General features: G+C 71.0%; 16 protein-coding genes. 6 read left to right on the forward strand and 10 right to left on the reverse strand.

All coding sequences use genetic code 11. From position 1 onward, the window contains the following. Nucleotides 1-97 precede the first annotated feature (97 nt). Nucleotides 98-1402: an amidohydrolase family protein gene (locus D892_RS0134375; RefSeq protein WP_024805600.1), complete on the forward strand. Its 1305-nt coding sequence runs from the start codon at nt 98-100 to the stop codon at nt 1400-1402. 15 nt (nt 1403-1417) lie between these two features. Here D892_RS0134375 and D892_RS0134380 read toward each other — a convergent pair whose 3' ends face one another. The 5 genes from D892_RS0134380 to pdxT form a co-directional block, all read right to left on the reverse strand. After that, nucleotides 1418-2224, reverse strand: coding sequence for an ABC transporter ATP-binding protein (locus tag D892_RS0134380; RefSeq protein ID WP_024805601.1), 807 nt, complete (start codon nt 2222-2224; stop codon nt 1418-1420). 13 nt (nt 2225-2237) lie between these two features. Then, nucleotides 2238-3137 carry an ABC transporter permease gene (locus D892_RS0134385; RefSeq protein ID WP_024805602.1) on the reverse strand — a complete coding sequence of 300 codons (900 nt, stop codon included), beginning with the start codon at nt 3135-3137 and terminating at the stop codon, nt 2238-2240. Then, nucleotides 3134-4141, reverse strand: a complete 1008-nt coding sequence (locus tag D892_RS0134390) for an ABC transporter substrate-binding protein (protein ID WP_232236235.1) — start codon at nt 4139-4141, stop codon at nt 3134-3136. The genes D892_RS0134385 and D892_RS0134390 overlap by 4 nt, the downstream gene beginning before the upstream one ends. Nucleotides 4142-4570: 429 nt before the next feature. Continuing rightward, nucleotides 4571-5323 (reverse strand): YebC/PmpR family DNA-binding transcriptional regulator, encoded by a 753-nt coding sequence (locus D892_RS0134395; protein ID WP_024805604.1) that lies wholly within the window; start codon nt 5321-5323, stop codon nt 4571-4573. A gap of 138 nt (nt 5324-5461) precedes the next feature. Further along, nucleotides 5462-6115 carry a pyridoxal 5'-phosphate synthase glutaminase subunit PdxT gene (gene pdxT / locus D892_RS0134400; protein WP_024805605.1) on the reverse strand — a complete coding sequence of 218 codons (654 nt, stop codon included), beginning with the start codon at nt 6113-6115 and terminating at the stop codon, nt 5462-5464. 234 nt (nt 6116-6349) lie between these two features. On the opposite strand from pdxT, the gene D892_RS0134405 reads away from it, so the two are divergent. Further along, nucleotides 6350-8035 carry an APC family permease gene (locus D892_RS0134405; protein ID WP_084161882.1) on the forward strand — a complete coding sequence of 562 codons (1686 nt, stop codon included), beginning with the start codon at nt 6350-6352 and terminating at the stop codon, nt 8033-8035. Nucleotides 8036-8187: 152 nt separating this feature from the next. Here D892_RS0134405 and D892_RS0134410 read toward each other — a convergent pair whose 3' ends face one another. Continuing rightward, nucleotides 8188-8832, reverse strand: a complete 645-nt coding sequence (locus D892_RS0134410) for a response regulator transcription factor (protein WP_024805607.1) — start codon at nt 8830-8832, stop codon at nt 8188-8190. After that, nucleotides 8829-10016: a sensor histidine kinase gene (locus D892_RS0134415; RefSeq protein WP_024805608.1), complete on the reverse strand. Its 1188-nt coding sequence runs from the start codon at nt 10014-10016 to the stop codon at nt 8829-8831. The genes D892_RS0134410 and D892_RS0134415 overlap by 4 nt, the downstream gene beginning before the upstream one ends. A 110-nt stretch (nt 10017-10126) precedes the next feature. On the opposite strand from D892_RS0134415, the gene D892_RS0134420 reads away from it, so the two are divergent. Next, nucleotides 10127-10822: a GAP family protein gene (locus tag D892_RS0134420; protein ID WP_232236236.1), complete on the forward strand. Its 696-nt coding sequence runs from the start codon at nt 10127-10129 to the stop codon at nt 10820-10822. 135 nt (nt 10823-10957) lie between these two features. Further along, nucleotides 10958-11926 carry a hypothetical protein gene (locus tag D892_RS0134425; protein WP_024805610.1) on the forward strand — a complete coding sequence of 323 codons (969 nt, stop codon included), beginning with the start codon at nt 10958-10960 and terminating at the stop codon, nt 11924-11926. 15 nt (nt 11927-11941) lie between these two features. Here D892_RS0134425 and D892_RS0134430 read toward each other — a convergent pair whose 3' ends face one another. After that, nucleotides 11942-12589 (reverse strand): response regulator transcription factor, encoded by a 648-nt coding sequence (locus D892_RS0134430; protein WP_024805611.1) that lies wholly within the window; start codon nt 12587-12589, stop codon nt 11942-11944. Nucleotides 12590-12654: 65 nt separating this feature from the next. Beyond that, the gene (locus D892_RS0134435; RefSeq protein WP_024805612.1) at nt 12655-13476 is read right to left on the reverse strand and encodes an acyl-CoA thioesterase II; all 822 of its coding nucleotides are present in this window, start codon (nt 13474-13476) and stop codon (nt 12655-12657) included. A 137-nt stretch (nt 13477-13613) separates the two neighbouring features. Between D892_RS0134435 and D892_RS0134440 the strand changes: the two genes are divergently transcribed. Both D892_RS0134440 and D892_RS0134445 read left to right on the forward strand, forming a co-directional pair. Continuing rightward, nucleotides 13614-14219: a hypothetical protein gene (locus D892_RS0134440; RefSeq protein ID WP_024805613.1), complete on the forward strand. Its 606-nt coding sequence runs from the start codon at nt 13614-13616 to the stop codon at nt 14217-14219. 223 nt (nt 14220-14442) lie between these two features. Then, on the forward strand, nt 14443-15438 hold the full coding sequence (locus D892_RS0134445; RefSeq protein ID WP_024805614.1) for an SDR family NAD(P)-dependent oxidoreductase: 996 nt from the start codon (nt 14443-14445) through the stop codon (nt 15436-15438). A 148-nt stretch (nt 15439-15586) separates the two neighbouring features. Here the strand turns inward: D892_RS0134445 and D892_RS0134450 are convergent, their stop codons facing one another. Then, nucleotides 15587-16477, reverse strand: a complete 891-nt coding sequence (locus D892_RS0134450; RefSeq protein ID WP_024805615.1) for a DUF5995 family protein — start codon at nt 16475-16477, stop codon at nt 15587-15589. Between the last annotated feature and the right edge of the window lie 5 nt (nt 16478-16482).

Below are 16482 nucleotides of genomic sequence, written 5' to 3' on the forward strand. Positions count from 1 at the left end.
CAGGGCGCTTCGTAACATCGGCGAAGCATTGTCCGACCAGGATCGAAACACATACGTCGTATACAACTGGTGCCGTCGTTCTCCCGGGAGGTGCCCCATGCCGGATCTGATCCTGCGCGACGCCCGCATCGCCGACGATGCGGACCCCGTCGACATCGTCGTCGACGAAGGGCTCATCACCGCGATCGGATCCCGGCAGGCCGTTCGCGCCGAGAACGAGATCGACTGCGCCGCACGGGTGGTCATCCCCGGCCTGATCGAATCCCATCTGCACCTGGACAAGGCACTGCTGGATGCGGAGCGGCCCAACCGAGACGGCACCCTCGCCGGGGCGATCGCGGTCACCGCCGAACTCAAGCGCGGCTTCACCGTCGACTCGATCCGCGACCGCGCGCGCCGGGTGCTGGACGCGGCGATCGCCAACGGCACCACGGTGGTCCGGGCACACCCGGACGTCGACCCGATCGTGGGCCTGCGCGGCGTGCACGCGCTGCTGGAACTGCGGGAGGAGTACCGCGAACTCATCGATCTGCAGATCGTCGCATTCCCGCAGGAGGGGATCCTGGGGGCGCCGGGCACACTGGAACTGCTGCGCGAGAGCCTGCGGTCGGGCGCCGACGTGATCGGCGGGTGCGCCTACAACGAGGCGACGGTCGCCGAGTGCCGCCGCCACGTCGATATCGTCTTCGGCCTGGCCGCCGAATTCGGTGTGCCGGTGGATATCCACGCGGATTTCGCCGACGACGCCACCGACCCCCGCTTCGCGATGGCCGACTACATCGCCGACACCACCGACCGGACCGGCATGGCCGGCCGGGTGGCGCTGGGGCACATGACCTCGCTGGCGGGGCAGCCGCCGCGGCGACGACGGCGCACCCTGACCCGGCTGGCGGAGGCCGGTGTGGCGGTGGTGCCGCTGCCCGCGACCGATATGCACCTCGGCGGCCGCGGCGACGACACCAACGTCCGGCGCGGCATCGCGCCGATCCGCGAACTGTGGCGAGCCGGGGTCACCACGGCCTACTCCTCCAACAACATCCGCAACGCCTTCACCCCGTACGGCAACGCCGACCTGCTCGATATCGGACTGTTCCTGGCACAGACCTGCCATCTCTCCGGCCCGGACGACCTGCGGCGGGTGCTGGACATGGCCACCGGCCAGGCCGCCCGCGTGACCGGCGTCGACGACCGCCACGGCATCCGCATCGGCGCCGCCGCGGACCTGGTGGTGCTGTCCTCCCACCGCGTCGCCGACGTGCTGCTCGACCGCCCGGACCGCTGCTACGTCCTCAAGGCGGGCCGAATCGTGTCCCGCACCAGCCGAATTCACGAGCCGGCCAGGCCCGGCGTCCGGACACTGCCGCCGGCCGGTGCCGCACGCGGGGAAATACGTACGGCCTGACCACCGGGCGGGGCATCACGCCGCCCGGTCGTCGCTCTCGTGCACCAGCGCGTCGATCCGGCGCTTGTAGTCGTTGAATTCCGGTGCGGTCGTGTCGCGTTCGGCGGGCAGGTCGATGTCGATGATCTGCCGGACGTGTCCGGCGTTCCCGTGCGCCGTGCCGCCGGTCATCACGACCACCCGGTCCGCCAGGTACACCGCCTCGTCGATGCTGTGGGTGATGAAGACGACGGTGACGCCGGTCTCGGCGTGGATGCGCTTCAGCTCCGCCTGCATGGACGCGCGGGTCAGGGCGTCCAAGGCGCCGAACGGCTCGTCCATCAGCAGCACCGCCGGCCGGTTCGCCAGCACCCGCGCGATGGCCACGCGCTGCTGCATGCCGCCGGACAGCTGATGCGGGAAGGCATCCCGCATCCGGGTGAGACCGACGGTGTCCAGGCAGCGGTCGACGGTCTCGCGGATATCGGCGCGGGCCAGGCGCGCCTGTTTCGGCCCGTAGGCGATGTTCTCGGCCACGGTGAGCCACGGGAACAACCCGTAGTCCTGGAATACGACGCCGCGATCCGGCCCGGGGCCCGCGATCGGATCGCCGCCGACGGTCACCGAACCCGTTGTGGCCGAGTCGAATCCGGCCAGGATGCGCAGCAGGGTGGACTTGCCGCAGCCACTGGCGCCGACCAGGCAGACGAATTCGCCGGCGGTGATGTCCAGGCTCACGTCCGCGACCGCGAGTCCGGAGGCACCCGGATACCGCTTGCCGAGCTGCTCGAGGTGGAGATGCGCGGGCGGATTCGCCGCGCGCGGAGTGGAAGTGACGTTCATGGCGAAACCTGTCTCAGGTGGCGGCGGGCAGGAGTGGTCGCCGCCGGGCGAACAGCCGGACCAGCAGCACGAGGATCCGGTCGGCGAGGAATCCGGCCAGTCCGATGACGATCATGACCGCGACGATGAGGTCGGTGCGGGACTGTTCGCGCGCCTGGGTGATCAGCGCGCCCAAACCGACTCGGATGCCGACGGTTTCGCCGACGACGAGGATGACCCACGACAGTCCGAGCGCGATGCGCAGCCCGGCGACGATGCCGGGTATCGAGGCCGGGAGCACCACTTTGTACAGCGTCCGCACCGGGCGGGTGCCCAGCATCGCCGCCGCCTCGAACAGTCGCGACGGCACCGCCCGCACCCCCGCGATGGTGTTCAGCAGCACCGGGAAGACCGCGGCGAGGAACACCAGGAAGATCGTCGAGCGGTCCCCGAACCCGATGATCAGCAGCGCCAGCGGGGCCCAGGCCGTGACCGGGATCGGCCGGATCAGGTTGATCGTCGGCTCCACCATCCGGTACACGAGGCGCGAACGACCCATGATGATGCCCAGCGGAATCGCCACCAGCGCGGCGAGCGCGAAACCCTGCACGACGCGCACGGTGCTCGCGTACAGATGCCACCACAGGGTGCCGCTGTAGGAGTCGTCGATGATGCCCCCGACGGCCAGGTCGGCCAGCCGTCGCAGCACCTCGAACGGTGTCGGCAGATAACGCATCTGGATACCCAGCGGCAGCGTCCAGCCGCCGTGTACACCGCGATCCCACGCCAGATAGATCAGGATCGGAACCGGCAGCGCCCACAGCGCGGCGGCGGCCCGGGACCGGTAGCGCGCGGCCCGCAGCGCCGGTCGCGGATCGGATGTCGTTGTCACCGCGGGTTTTTCGGTGGCGACCGGAGCGTCGGCGCGGGTCATCGGGCACCCTCCCGGGCCGGCTGGGCGGCGAACACCCGGGTCATATCGGGCGCCTCGGGCAGCTGATCGAAGGCGACCATCTGCTCGGCCAGTGCCGCGACCCGCCGCCGGTACGCGTCGTCCAGCTCCGAGCGGGGCGTGATGTTCGCGATCGCGATATCGGCGACGGCGCGATCGACGCCGAAGGTATCGGCCAGCCCGCGAGCCCACGCGTCGTGGTCGGACCGCATGAATTCGACCGCCCGGGTGAAGCTGTGCACGGTCTGCCGCGCCCGTTCCCGATCGTCGTCGAGCGCGCGGCCGGCGGCGCCGAAGACGATGTTGACGCCGCCGATCGGGGTGTCGTACGGCGAGAGCAACTGCCGCGCACCGGATTTCAGCGCGATCGAGACGCCCGGCTCGGCGCTCAGGAAGGCATCGACCTGCCCGGACCGGTAGGCGTTCACCATATCCCCGTAGGCCAGGTTGACCAGCTGCACATCGGCCGCCGGATCGAGCCCGTGCGCCCGCAGCGTCAGTTTCAGCAGGATCTCCTGGGACGATCCGGCCGGGAAGCCGATCTTCTTGCCGCGCAGGCCGTTCGGGCCGGCGATCTCGGGCCGCCCGACGAATCCGGAGCCGCCGTCCGCCGCCGAGGCGACGATCCGGACGTCCTGGCGCGCCGCGGCGCCCGCCAGCATGGACGGGGCGCCCAGCACGCCGAAGTCGACGGCGCCGGAGGCGAGCGCGTTCTTGATGTCCGGCGAATTATCGAACAGCACAACCTCGTACGTCGTGCCCGCGGGCGCGAAGCGCTGCATGAAATACGGCGCGTACAGATGCGGCTGACCGCGCAGCGTACCGATGCGAATCGCGTTCGGATCGGATCCACCCACGCTGTCCGGGGTGGGTATGCAGGCCGTCAGAGCGGCCAGTGCCACGGCCGACACCAGCGCCGCGAGCAGGGAGCGCCAGCGCGTCCCGCCGCCGCGGCCGGGTACCGGGTCCTCGACGATCGACCCCACATTCGCACCTTCCGCCTCCCGGCCCACATTGGTTGGACCACTTGTCTGCCGACAGTAGGAGGCGGTCGGCCGGGTCGCCACGCGGGCGAACGAACGTCACGAGTGCTTTACACCGACGCAATGCCCGGCCGAGAACCGTACGAACCCACGAACTTCCGGGAGCACCGGCGAGGGGCCGCCGTGCCCTCGCGCACACGGCGGGCCGCCGGGGGACGCCGTTCGCCACATGCCCCGGATACCCCCGATCGACCAGGCAACGGCACATACCCGAGCACCGATACCGGTACGACCCGGTCGCCGGGCAGGTGGGATGCGCCGGCAGTGCGCCGAGCGACACCGGCAGTACCAGCGGCTGCTCGGCGCCGGACCGGTCGTCGGCAGAGCCGACACGGGCGGTGGCGCGACAGGCGCCCTGCGAGAGAGACGCGCTCAGGCGTCGAGTTCGGCGAGGATGTCGTCGGAGACGTCCACGTTGGTGTAGACGTTCTGCACGTCGTCGCTGTCCTCGAGGGCGTCGACCAGCTTGAACACCTTGCGGGCGCCGTCGGCGTCGACCGCGACCGTGGTCGAGGGCTGGAACCCGGACTCGGCCGAGTCGTAGTCGATGCCGGACTGCTGCAACGCGGTGCGCACCGCCACGAGATCGCTCGGCTCGCTGATCACCTCGAACGACTCGCCCAGGTCGTTGACCTCCTCGGCACCCGCGTCGAGCACCGCGACCAGCACGTCGTCCTCGGACAGGCCGTTCTTCTCGAGGGTGACCAGGCCCTTGCGGCTGAACAGGTACGACACGGAACCGGCATCGGCCATGCTGCCGCCGTTGCGGGTCATCGCGACCCGCACCTCGCCGGCGGCGCGGTTGCGGTTGTCGGTCAGGCATTCGACCAGCACGGCGACGCCGTTCGGGCCGTAGCCCTCGTACATGATGGTCTGCCACTCGGCGCCGCCGGCCTCCTCGCCGCCGCCACGCTTGCGCGCGCGCTCGATGTTGTCCTGCGGGACCGAGTTCTTGCGGGCCTTCTGGATGGCGTCGTACAGCGTCGGGTTGCCGTCCGGGTCACCGCCGCCGGTCCGCGCCGCCACCTCGATGTTCTTGATCAGTTTCGCGAACAGCTTGCCCCGCTTGGCGTCCAGGGCGGCCTTCTTGTGCTTGGTGGTGGCCCATTTGGAGTGGCCGCTCATTCCCTACTTCCTTCACGTCGGTGTGCTCGGGTCCGGCAGACAACTTGTCCAGTCTACTGCCCGGCCCTGTCGTCTCCGGCGGCCGGATGCGCCGGTCCGGTACCGTTCGGTGCCGTCACGCGGGCTGCACGGCGGTGATCACGAGGACCGCACGGTCGCGCGCTCCCGCACGGACTCGACGAACATGCGATGCACCCGCAGGTCGCCGGTCACCTCCGGGTGGAACGAGGTCGCCAGCACGCCGCCCTGGCGCACCGCGACGATCCGCCCGGCCGCGGCGTCCGACGGCGGTTGCTCCCCCGCGGTCGCGGCCCCCACGGACGGTACCCGGGCCAGTACCTCGACGCCCTCGCCGACACGCTCGACCCACGGCGCCCGGATGAACACCGCCCGGACCGGGCCGTCGTCGAGGCCCGCGAAGTCGAGATCGGTTTCGAAGGAGTCGACCTGGCGGCCGAAGGCGTTGCGCCGCACCGTCATATCGATGCCGGACAGCGACCGCGCATCGGGCCGGGTGTCGAGCACCTCGCCGGCCAGCAGGATCATCCCGGCGCAGGACCCGAACGCGGGCATACCCTCGCGCAGCCGCTGCCGCAGCGGTTCCAGCAGCCCGAACACCTCCAGCAGCTTGCTGATCGCGGTGGACTCCCCGCCGGGCAGCACCAGCCCGTCGACCGCCGCCAGCTCCGGCTCCCGGCGCACGCTCACCGCGTCGGCGCCGCAGGCCGCCAGGGCGCGGAAATGTTCGCGCACGTCGCCCTGCAACGCCAGCACACCAATGGTCGGTCTCACGCCTCGAGCATACGAGCCGGGCACGGCGGCGCCGCTCGCAGCCGGGACCGCTGTGGCCCTGCTCACCCGTGGCGTCAAGGTTCCGCAAGGGATCTGTTCGACCGACCGGCATGCGGGAACACTCGCGCCGTGACCGAAGTTCTGCCGAAACCCGAGCCCGCGCCCGCCCCCACCGCGGCGCACCGGCGCGGGCTCACCGTCCCCACCGGCCTGGCCGGACTGTCCCTGGATGCGATGGCGTCGGTGTCCTATGGGCCCGAGGCGATCGTGCTGGTGCTCGCCGCGGCCGGCGGCGCCGGACTGGGCCTGACGCTGCCGGTGACCGCCGCGATCGTCGCCCTGCTCGCGGTGCTGATCGCCTCCTACCGCCAGGTGATCGCCGCCTTCCCCGACGGCGGCGGCGCCTACGCCGTGGCGAAGGAATACCTCGGCAGGCGGACCGGTCTGGTCGCCGCCGCGTCGCTGATCGTGGACTACGTGCTCAATGTCGCGGTGTCGATCGCCGCGGGCACGGCGGCGCTCACCTCCGCCTTCCCGGCGCTGCTGCCGTACACGGTGTGGATCGGCCTGGCCGTGCTGCTCGGTATCACGGTGCTCAATCTGGCCGGGATCCGGGAGAGCGCGCGGGTGTTCATGGCACCGACCGTCGTCTTCGTGGCGGGCATCCTGGTCGTCATCGTGGCCGGGCTGCTGCGGTCGGCACCGGCCGTCACGGAGACCGGGCCCGCCGTCGCGACCGACGCCCGCACCATCGGAGTCCTGTTGCTGCTCAAGGCGTTCTCCAGCGGATGCGCCGCGCTGACCGGGGTGGAGGCGATCGCGAACGCGGTGCCCAGCTTCGAGCGGCCGCGAGTGCGCCGGGCCCAGCGCGCCGAGGTGGCGCTCGGTGCGCTGCTGGGCGTCATGCTGCTGGGCCTGGCCACCCTGGTCGGCAAGTTCTCGGTGCACCCGATCGAAGGCACCACCGTGCTCTCGCAGCTGACCGAGGCCGCCCTGGGCGACGGAATCGGTTACTACACTGTGCAATTCGCCACCGTGGTGCTGCTGGCACTGGCCGCCAACACCTCCTACGGCGGCCTGCCGACGCTGACCAAGATCCTCGCCGACGACAACTGCCTGCCGCACCGGTTCGCGGTCGCCACGCCGCGGCAGGTGTACCGCTACGGCGTGGTGACGCTGGGCATTTCGGCGGCGGTGCTGCTGGTCGCGTCGGCGGGGAACATGAACGCGCTGGTGCCGCTGTTCGCGATCGGTGTGTTCGTCGGCTTCACCATCGCCCAGACCGGCATGGTCGTGCACTGGCGCCGCCACGGCGGCGGCGGATGGCGGTTGGCGCTCAACGGTTTCGGCGCGCTGCTGACCTTCGTCGCCGCGATCGTGACCACGGCGATGAAGTTCACCGAGGGCGCCTGGCTGATCGTGCTGGTGCTCCCGCTGCTGGTGCTCGGCATGGAGCGGGTGCGCCGGACCTACCGCAGAATCGACGACAGCCGCGGCCTCGGCGGTACCCCCGCACCGCCGGAGCCGACCGGCGCGGTCATCGTGGTACCGGTGTCGGAGGTGTCCGAACTCAGCCGGGAGGCGCTGTCCGCGGCGCTATCGCTGGGGCGTGATGTGGTCGCGCTGCATGTCTGCCTGCCGGACGAGAACACGACCGTATTCACCAAGGCATGGGAGGCCTGGCATCCCGAGGTGCCGCTGGAGGTCATCGATGCCGGCGACTGCTCGGTCGGCAGCCCCGTCGCCCGGCATCTGCGGCACCATTTCGACGGCCGCCGCAAGGTGGTGCTCATCGCCGAGGTCGACCCGCCCACCGGCTGGCACCGCCTGCTCCCCAGCCACCGCAGCGACGAACTGGAACGCTGCCTCCGCCACCTCCCCGACACGGTGGTCTGCCACCTGCGGGTCCCCGCCTCGTAGCAGCACCCCGGCCCGACCTGCCGCACCAGCGGCGACTCGCCGATGCGGCAGGTCGGGGCCGCCATCGCCGGCCGTAGCGATTTCGGATCACGAGGGGCTCGGACGGGTCGGCGGCTGGTTGCTCGGCAAGCTGCCCGGCCGATCCGGATCGGCTACGACTGGGCGGCCTCGCGGGCGAGGATGGCGGCTTGGACGCGGGAGCGGACGCCGAGTTTCGTGAGGACGCGGGAGACATGGGTTTTCACCGTCGTCTCGCCGATGTAGAGGCGGGTGGCGATCTGCGCGTTGGACAGGCCCTCGCCGAGACAGGTCAGTACCTCGCGTTCGCGTTCGGTGAGTTCGGCCGGCAGGTCGGGTTTCGGTTCGGCCGGTGCGCCGGTGGCGGCGAAGGCCGTGATCAACGTCCTGGTCACCTCCGGTGCCAGCACGCCGTCGCCGGCGGCCACCGAGCGCACGGCATCGATCAGCACCTTGCTCGACGCCGACTTGAGGATGAATCCGGACGCCCCGGCGCGCAGCGTGCGGAAGACGTACTCGTCCAGGTCGAAGGTGGTGAGGATGAGCACCCCGGCCAGGCCCTCGGCGGTGATCTGCCCGGTGGCGGCGATCCCGTCCACGCCGGGCATCCGCACGTCCATCAGCACCACGTCCGGCCGCAACGCCTTGGTCTGGGCGACCGCGATATCGCCGTCGGCGGCCTCGCCGACCACCTCGATATCGCCGGCGCTGTCCAGGATCATCCGCAGCCCGGCCCGGATGGCGCCGTGGTCGTCGGCGATCAGCACCCGAATCGTCATGCCACCTCCGATCTTTCGCGCAACGGGAGCCGGGCCGTGACCACCCAGTCGGCGGATTCTGTTCCGGCGGAGAAACTTCCGCCGAGGGCGGCCGCGCGCTCGCGCATATTGATCAGCCCGTGCCGGGCGTACCCGGCGTCCGGTGACGGTGTCGCGGGCAACCGGTTGCGCACCGACAGCGCCAGCGCGTCGGGCCCGGCCGCCACCTCGACGTCGACCTCCCGGCCCGGCGCGTGCTTCATGGCATTCGTCAGCGCCTCCTGCACGATCCGATATGCGGCCTGATCCACCGCGCTCGGCAGGGTCGCCCCCTCGCCCGAATTCCGCAGGCGCACCGTCGTTCCGGTGTCCCGGGCCGCGGCCACCAGTAGCGGCAGCTGGGCCAGCCCGCGCGGCGCGACCGGACCGTCGGCGCCGTCCGCACCGCCGTCGCGCCGCAGCAGGCCGATCATGGTGCGCATCTCCTGCAGCGCGTCGACGCTGTTGGTGCGGATCGAGCCGAGTATCCCGGCCACCGCGGGATCCCGGTCGCCGGCCACGCCGAGCGCGGCCTCGGACTGCAACGCGATGGCCGACAGATGACCGGCGATCACATCGTGCAGGTCACGGGCCATGGTCCGGCGTTCGTCGTCGATCGCCGCGCGGCGGTCCGCCTCGGCGACCATCGCCATCGCCTGCGCGCGGGTCCGCTCGGCCTCGGCCATCTCCTTGTGGTGGCGCACCTGCAACGCCCACCACACCGAGGTGCCGGCGAAGACGGACGCGGCACCGATCACGACGGCGGCCGCCCGCCACTCCCCGGTGATCACGAAGATCGCGATCGCGATCGCGATGGACACCGCCCCGCAGGTACCCGCCACCCACCGCGACACCCGCCGGCTGTCGTACAGGCACGCCGCGTAGATCAGATCCGAGTAGACGAGCCACACCGGCACCGTGGCGCCCAGCACCAGATCGATACCCACCGGCACCACTCCGGCGGCCAGCGCCGCCAGGGGTGCGCGCCGGCGCAGGAGCGTCGCCAGGCACAGCAGCGCGAGCACCCCGAACCGCGCGAGCAGCGGCGTCGTATTCGGGCCCACCAGCGTGGACAGGCCCGCCAGGTACAGAATCGCACCGATGGCGAACGCGAACAGCGCGACGAGCCCGTCCTGCACGCCGGCCGGCAACGCGTTCCACCTCACCGCACCATCACAGCACAGCCGCGACGGGACCCGGATCGGTCGAAGTGATGACGGCCGATCGATCCGACAGCCGACGCCCCGTCCCTCCGCGCGGCGCGACGCTGATATCCGTGATTCTCATCCCGGCCCTCATCGGACTGGCGCTGGTGGACAGCACCAGCATCGGCACGCTGGTTCTGCCCGTGTGGCTGCTGCTCGCGCCGGAGCGCCCGCCCGCGCGGCGGCTGCTGTGCTACCTCGGCGCCATCGCCGTGTTCTATTTCCTGCTCGGCGTGTCGCTCATGACGGCCGCGAACGCCGGCCTGAACCATCTCGGCGAGCTGGCGCGCAGCCCCGTGGTGCTGGTGCCGCAACTACTACTGGGCATCGCGCTGTTCGCGGTGTCCTGGCGCTTCGATTCGAAGAAGCGCCGGGCCCGCGGCGAGCCCGATCGCACCACCGCGTGGCGGACCCGGGCGCTGCGGCGGCAGTCCTCCGCCGGCGGGCTGGCCGTGCTCGCGGTGAGTGCCGGTGCGCTGGAGGCGTTGTCGATGGTGCCGTATCTCGGGGCGATCGGCCTGCTCGTCTCCCAGGACGTTCCGGCCGCCACCGCGGCCGCCCTGCTGGCGGGCTACTGCGTGATCATGATCGTGCCGGCGTTACTGCTGATGACCGGGCGCTCCCTGTTCCACTCGGCGATCGAACCGGTGCTGACCCGGCTCGATGCCTTTCTGTCCCGGCATGCGGACAGCGCGACCGGCTGGGCCCTGGCGATCGGGGGCCTGGTCATCGCCCGGGGCGCCGCGGCCGGGCTGTTCGGCTCCTGACCTGCGATTCGGGCCCGTCCGCCCCGGTTTTCGGGACCTTTCTCCCCCTGCCGGTTCGCCCGAACCCGGGCAGTCTGGTCGTTGACATCGGCACTTCGATCTGCCAATTCGATCGGGAAGGACGGCATCCGAAGCATGGTCAGTGCGCTGCCGGACGACGAAACCCTGGAGGTCGCCCTCGGGATGGCGGTCCGCGCGCCCTCGGTACACAACTCCCAGCCCTGGCGATGGCGGATCGCCGGCGACCATATCGCGCTGCACGCCGACCCGGACCGGCACCTGCCGCACACCGATCCGCAGCAGCGGGCGCTGGTGGTGAGCTGCGGCGCCGCGCTGCACCACCTGCGCGTGGCGCTGGCCGGATTGGGTTGGGCCGCAACGGTTACCAGGGTGCCCGATCCGGACCACCCCGACCTGCTGGCAACGATCACCACGACACCGCGGCGCCCCTCGGACGTCGATATCGAGATGACCGCCGCCATCCTGAACCGGCAGAGCGACCGCCGCCGCTATGCCGACTGGCGGGTTCCGCCCGGCTATATCCGGACGGTCTCCACCCGCGCCAACAGGTTCGGGGCGGCGGTGCGGCACGTGCCCGGACTGTTGCGGCCGCAGCTCGCCGGGTCCGTCCGCCGCGCCGCGACCCGGCACGCCGACGACGCGGACTATCTGTACGAACTCACGGCCTGGAGCGGACGGCACGGCACCCCGGACGGCGTGCCCGCCCGCAACACTCCCCCGCCACGTCCCACGGACGAGATCCCGAGCCGATTGTTCGCCGGTCCGGCCCTGACCGATGCCGCCGCCGGCTCCGACGGCGCGGAATGGCTGGTGGTCTGCACGGCGGGCGACGACCGCCGGTTCCAGCTGTCGGCCGGCGAGGCGACCAGCGCGCTGCTGCTGGCCGCGACCGACCTCGGCCTGTCCACCTGCATCCAGACCGAGCCGCTCGGCATGCGGGATCTGCGGCACGATATCCGCCGCGCCGTGCTGCACGACTGCGCGTTCCCGCAGACGATGGTGCGGATCGGCTGGGTCCCGGTCAACACCGCCCCGCTGCCCAGCACGCCGCGCCGGGCCGTCGGCGACATCGTGGACCGCTGAATCGTGGACCGCTGATCAGCCGCAGGAATGGATCAGTCCCATCCGGGCGGCGAGCACGGCCGCCTCGGTGCGGCCCTGCACCTCGAGCTTGCGCAGCACCCGGGACACGTAGTTCTTGATCGTCTTCTCCGACAGGAACATTCGCTGCGCGATCTGCCGGTTGGTCAGCCCGCGGCCCAGCAGTCCCAGGACGGTGCGCTCCCGGTCGGTCAGCTCGCCGAGCGGTCCGTCCTGCCATCCGGCCTGGGCGCGCAGTGCCGCCATCACCGCGGCCGTCGCACGCGAGTCCAGCAGCGACCCGCCTGCCGCCACCTCCCGGACCGCATCGAGCAGTTCCGGACCGCGCACATCCTTGACCAGGTAGCCGGCCGCACCGGCGAGCACCGCGCCGATCATCGACGGTTCGTCGGCGAACGCGGTGAACATCAGGATCCGCAGCCCGGGCACGGCGGCCAGCAGGTCACGGCAGAGTTCGTCGCCGTCGTAGTCGGGCAGGCGAACGTCCAGCATCACCACCCGCGGGCGGGCGGCGGGAATCCGGGCCAGCGCCTCGGCACCGGTGCTCGCCTCGCCCACCACCGTCAGGTCGGGCGCTTCGCCGAACAGGTCACGTAGTCCGCGCCGCACGATCTCGTGGTCGTCGACGACGAAAATATCGATCATCGCAACCTCCTCGCCGTAGACGGGTTCCGCCCGTTCCAGTGTGCCGGTCCGGTCGGGTCACGACCTCAGTCCTCGCGCAGCTTGCGGATCAGTCCCTCCTGCACCACCGCCGCCACCAACCGGCCCTCCTGGTTGAAGATCCGGCCGCCGGTCAGGGCGCGGCCGAAGCCCGCCGACGGCGAGGCCTGGTCGTAGAGCAGCCAGTCGTCGGCGCGGAACGGGCGCAGGAACCACATCGCGTGATCCAGCGACGCGTTCTGGGTCGGCTCGTCCGGGTGAATCACCTTCGAGGATCCGAGCAGCGTCATATCGCTCATGTACGCCAGCGTGCACACGTGGAACAGCGGGTCGTCCGGCAGCGCGTGCCGGTAGCGGAACCACACCTGCTGCTGGGCGACCAGCCCGGTCTTGTGCGCCACCTGCTCCTGCGGGATCGTGCGGGTGTCCCAGTGCTCCCACTCCCGCATCGCCCACAGCGCCTCCGCCGACATCGCCGTGCGAGCGTCCGGAAGTTCGTGCGGCGGCGGCACTTCCGGCATCTCGTCCTGATGTTCCGGGCCGTCGTCGCCGACGTGGAACGACGCCGACATGGTGAAGATCGCCTCGCCGCTCTGCACGCCGGTCACCCGCCGGGTGCAGAACGACCGGCCGTCGCGGATGCGCTCGACCAGATACACCGTGGACTCCTGCGGGTTGCCCGGGCGCAGGAAGTACCCGTGCAGCGAATGCACCTGGTACGCCGGCTCCACGGTCCGCACCGCCGACACCAGCGCCTGCCCCGCGACCTGCCCGCCGAACGTCCGCGCCAGCTGGGTCTTCGTGGACGCGCCACGGAAGATGTCCCGCTCGAGCCGCTCGATCTCGAGGGCTTCCTCGATCGTCGCCATCAACCGTCCTTCCGGTATCGAACCAGCTCAGGTTAAACAATGACGAACTGTGACCGACGCCCGGCACACGGAGCGCGGCCGGAAAGTTCCGGCTCGGCCGGTCCGCCTACCCCCGGCTGCCCGTGCATCATGGTTCGATGCCCAGGTTCGACCCGATCGCCGCCGATACCCTGGTGGATCTCGTCGCCGACCGCGCCGCCGCGCTTCCCGGCCGGGCCGTCGTCGCGGTGGACGGCGCCGACGCCGCCGACCCGCTGGAGTTCGCCCGCGCCGCCGCGGCATCGCTGCGCACCCGCGGGCGCCCGGCCGAGGCCGTCTCCCTGCACGACTACGTTCGCCCCGCGTCGCTGCGTCTCGAGTTCGGCCGCGACGCACTGTCCTACCGCACCGCGTGGTTCGACTACGCCGGACTCGACCGCGAAGTGCTGCGCGGACTGCGCGAGCACGGCCGCTGGCTGCCCGCGCTCTGGGACGAGGCGACCGACCGTTCCGCCCGCGCCACAACGATTTCCGCCGCCGGCGACACCGTGCTGTTCGTCGCGGGCCCGATGCTGCTCGGCCGCGGCCTGGCCTTCGACCTCACCGTCGAGCTGCGGTTGTCGGAGGGCGCGCTGCGCCGCGGCACCGAATCCACCCAGCTCTTCACCGTCGACGCCGTCCTGCGGCACCGCCGGGAATCCCCCGAAGACCCTGACGTGCTGGTGAACTGGGACCACCGCGACCGTCCCGCCGTGCGCCGGTAGGAGATTCGCGTCCCGGCTTGCGATCGTGACCGACGACGGCCATCGGCCCGGCACGATCACGCGGCCGGGTTTCGGGAGCGACGAGCCCGCCCGGCGGATCGGTGACCGCACGCCGCACAGCGGGCTCAGGCCCCGGCGCGACCACTCCGTCTCCGTACTCCCGCGCAAAAAGTGCGCACTTCCAGTTATTCAGAGTGCGGGCGGATGCGCGCAGACTTGGGGCATGACACCAGATACGACGCAGCAGCAGCATCCGATCGGATCGGGCTTCACCGCCGCCTCGACGGCCGAGGAGGTGCTTCGGGGCATCGACCTGTCCGGAAAGAACGTCATCGTGACCGGCGGCCATGCCGGAATCGGCCGGGCGGCAACGCGGGCGCTGAGCGCGGCGGGCGCCTCGGTCACCGTCGGGGCGCGCCATCCGGACCGCGCCGCCGCGGCGGTCGCCGGCATCGAGCGTGTCGAGGTGAGCCGGCTGGACCTGCTGGACCCGGCGTCCGTCGATGCCTTCGCGGCCCGGTACGCCGATTCCGGGCGCACGCTGCACATCCTGATCAACGGTGCGGGCCTCGCGGCTCCCGCGGAACTCGAGCAGGACGCGCGCGGCTACGAGGCGCAGTTCGCAACCAACCACCTGGGCCATTTCCAGCTGACGCTCGGCCTGCTGCCCGCGCTGCGCGCCGCGCACGGCGCCCGGGTGGTCACGGTGTCGTCCGGGGCTCAGCGCTTCGGTGAGATTCGCTGGGACGACCCGCATTTCGCCACCGGCGGCTACGAACCCACCGTCGCCTACGCCCAGTCCAAGCTCGCGAACGTGCTGTTCACGGTCGAGTTGGACCGCCGATTCGCCGAGGACGGAATCCGCGGCTACGCGGTGCATCCCGGAGTCGTCGTCGGCACGGCTCTCAACAGCGCCGCGGGCGAGGAAGGGCTGCGGGCCGCGGGACTCGTCGACGACTCGGGGGCGCCGATCATCGACCCCGAGCACGGGAAGAAGAACCTCCAGCAGGGTGCGAGCACTATCGTCTTCGCGGCCGCCAGCCCGCTGCTGGCCGATATCGGCGGCGTGTACCTCAAGGACAACGACATCTCGGTGCTGGACGACGAGCCCAGGCCGATGTCCGCCGTGGAACCCCCTTCGGAGATCATGTCCCATGCCCTCGATCCCGAAGCCGCCCAGCGACTCTGGGAACTGAGCGAGCAACTGCTGAAGGGCTGAACCACCGACCGGTGAAAGCCGCCGGGCTCCGGCCGCGCTCGTCTGTGCGAATCCCATGGAAACACCCCGTGCGGATATGCCGGTGCCCGACGGACTTTCGTCGTGGTCGGCCGTCCGCGGTATCCCGATCGGAGTGCGGGTGGCCGGTTCACAGCCCCCGCAACTGTGCCAGCACGTCGAACGCCACGTTCGCCGTGTCGAACAGGGCCCGGATGTCGGCCTCGGCCACGGGTTTCGCACCCGGATCCTGCAGGGCCAGCCCGTTCCCGAACACGATCACGTTGTACCCCGCGTCCGCGGCCCGGAGTAGCGCGCCGGTGGCGACCCCTTGCCCCGCCAGCTGATCCAATCCCTCACCGACGAAGTAGAGCCGCCACAGGGGACCCAGATCGGCCCCGTACACCGCCTTGGTCCGATCCACGATCCCGGAGCCCGACGAGGCGATCGCATCCACGATCCGGAAGAAATCACCGGCGTTGTCCGGCCTGCTTCCCACGGCCGCCGTCGCGTAGGCGAGATCGACGGTGATGTGCGCGTTGTAACCGACCATGGCCACCCGCGCACCCGACAGCTCGCACCGTTCGGCCAGCGAGAAGTACTGCGCCCAGTGCGATTCCACGAAACCCCCGGTGAACTCGCCGTGCACATTGTCCAGATACCGCCGCAACAGTTCGAAGCTGATCGCCTGCGCATAGCCGGGCGAAGCGAAGGCGATGGGATTGCGCTGCAGGGGCATCACCGCCGCCAGCTCGGCGACGTCCAGCCCGATCGAGAACAGCCCCCGCCGGTCGCGATGCTCCGCCAGGATCTCCGTGATCCGATGGTGCCGGTCGACGGCCTCCTCCAGCCGCGGCAACCCGGCCGCGGCCAGGGTCGTCGTATCGGAAAGCTCGGTGACAGTGGAGATCTCGTCGGACGACAGCGGACTCCCGCACACCGCCGCCGGAACACCGGCCACCATCTCCGCCCCGGCGACCGACGTACCGCTCACACCGAGCACCGCCGTCACCATACCGACCACCAGGCTCCGAGCAACCATCATGC

The sequence above is a fragment of the Nocardia sp. BMG51109 genome, assembly GCF_000526215.1.
Taxonomy (GTDB): Bacteria; Actinomycetota; Actinomycetes; order Mycobacteriales; family Mycobacteriaceae; genus Nocardia.

Excerpts from the sequence above, each read along its gene's own strand:
- D892_RS0134375 (WP_024805600.1), top strand. The coding sequence starts at position 98 with ATGCCGGATCTGATCCTGCGCGACGCCCGCATCGCCGACGATGCGGAC.
- D892_RS0134380 (WP_024805601.1), bottom strand. The coding sequence starts at position 2,224 with ATGAACGTCACTTCCACTCCGCGCGCGGCGAATCCGCCCGCGCATCTC.
- D892_RS0134385 (WP_024805602.1), bottom strand. The coding sequence starts at position 3,137 with ATGACCCGCGCCGACGCTCCGGTCGCCACCGAAAAACCCGCGGTGACA.
- D892_RS0134395 (WP_024805604.1), bottom strand. The coding sequence starts at position 5,323 with ATGAGCGGCCACTCCAAATGGGCCACCACCAAGCACAAGAAGGCCGCC.
- D892_RS0134405 (WP_084161882.1), top strand. The coding sequence starts at position 6,350 with ATGGCGTCGGTGTCCTATGGGCCCGAGGCGATCGTGCTGGTGCTCGCC.
- D892_RS0134410 (WP_024805607.1), bottom strand. The coding sequence starts at position 8,832 with ATGACGATTCGGGTGCTGATCGCCGACGACCACGGCGCCATCCGGGCC.
- D892_RS0134425 (WP_024805610.1), top strand. The coding sequence starts at position 10,958 with ATGGTCAGTGCGCTGCCGGACGACGAAACCCTGGAGGTCGCCCTCGGG.
- D892_RS0134430 (WP_024805611.1), bottom strand. The coding sequence starts at position 12,589 with ATGATCGATATTTTCGTCGTCGACGACCACGAGATCGTGCGGCGCGGA.
- D892_RS0134435 (WP_024805612.1), bottom strand. The coding sequence starts at position 13,476 with ATGGCGACGATCGAGGAAGCCCTCGAGATCGAGCGGCTCGAGCGGGAC.
- D892_RS0134440 (WP_024805613.1), top strand. The coding sequence starts at position 13,614 with ATGCCCAGGTTCGACCCGATCGCCGCCGATACCCTGGTGGATCTCGTC.
- D892_RS0134445 (WP_024805614.1), top strand. The coding sequence starts at position 14,443 with ATGACACCAGATACGACGCAGCAGCAGCATCCGATCGGATCGGGCTTC.
- D892_RS0134450 (WP_024805615.1), bottom strand. The coding sequence starts at position 16,477 with ATGGTTGCTCGGAGCCTGGTGGTCGGTATGGTGACGGCGGTGCTCGGT.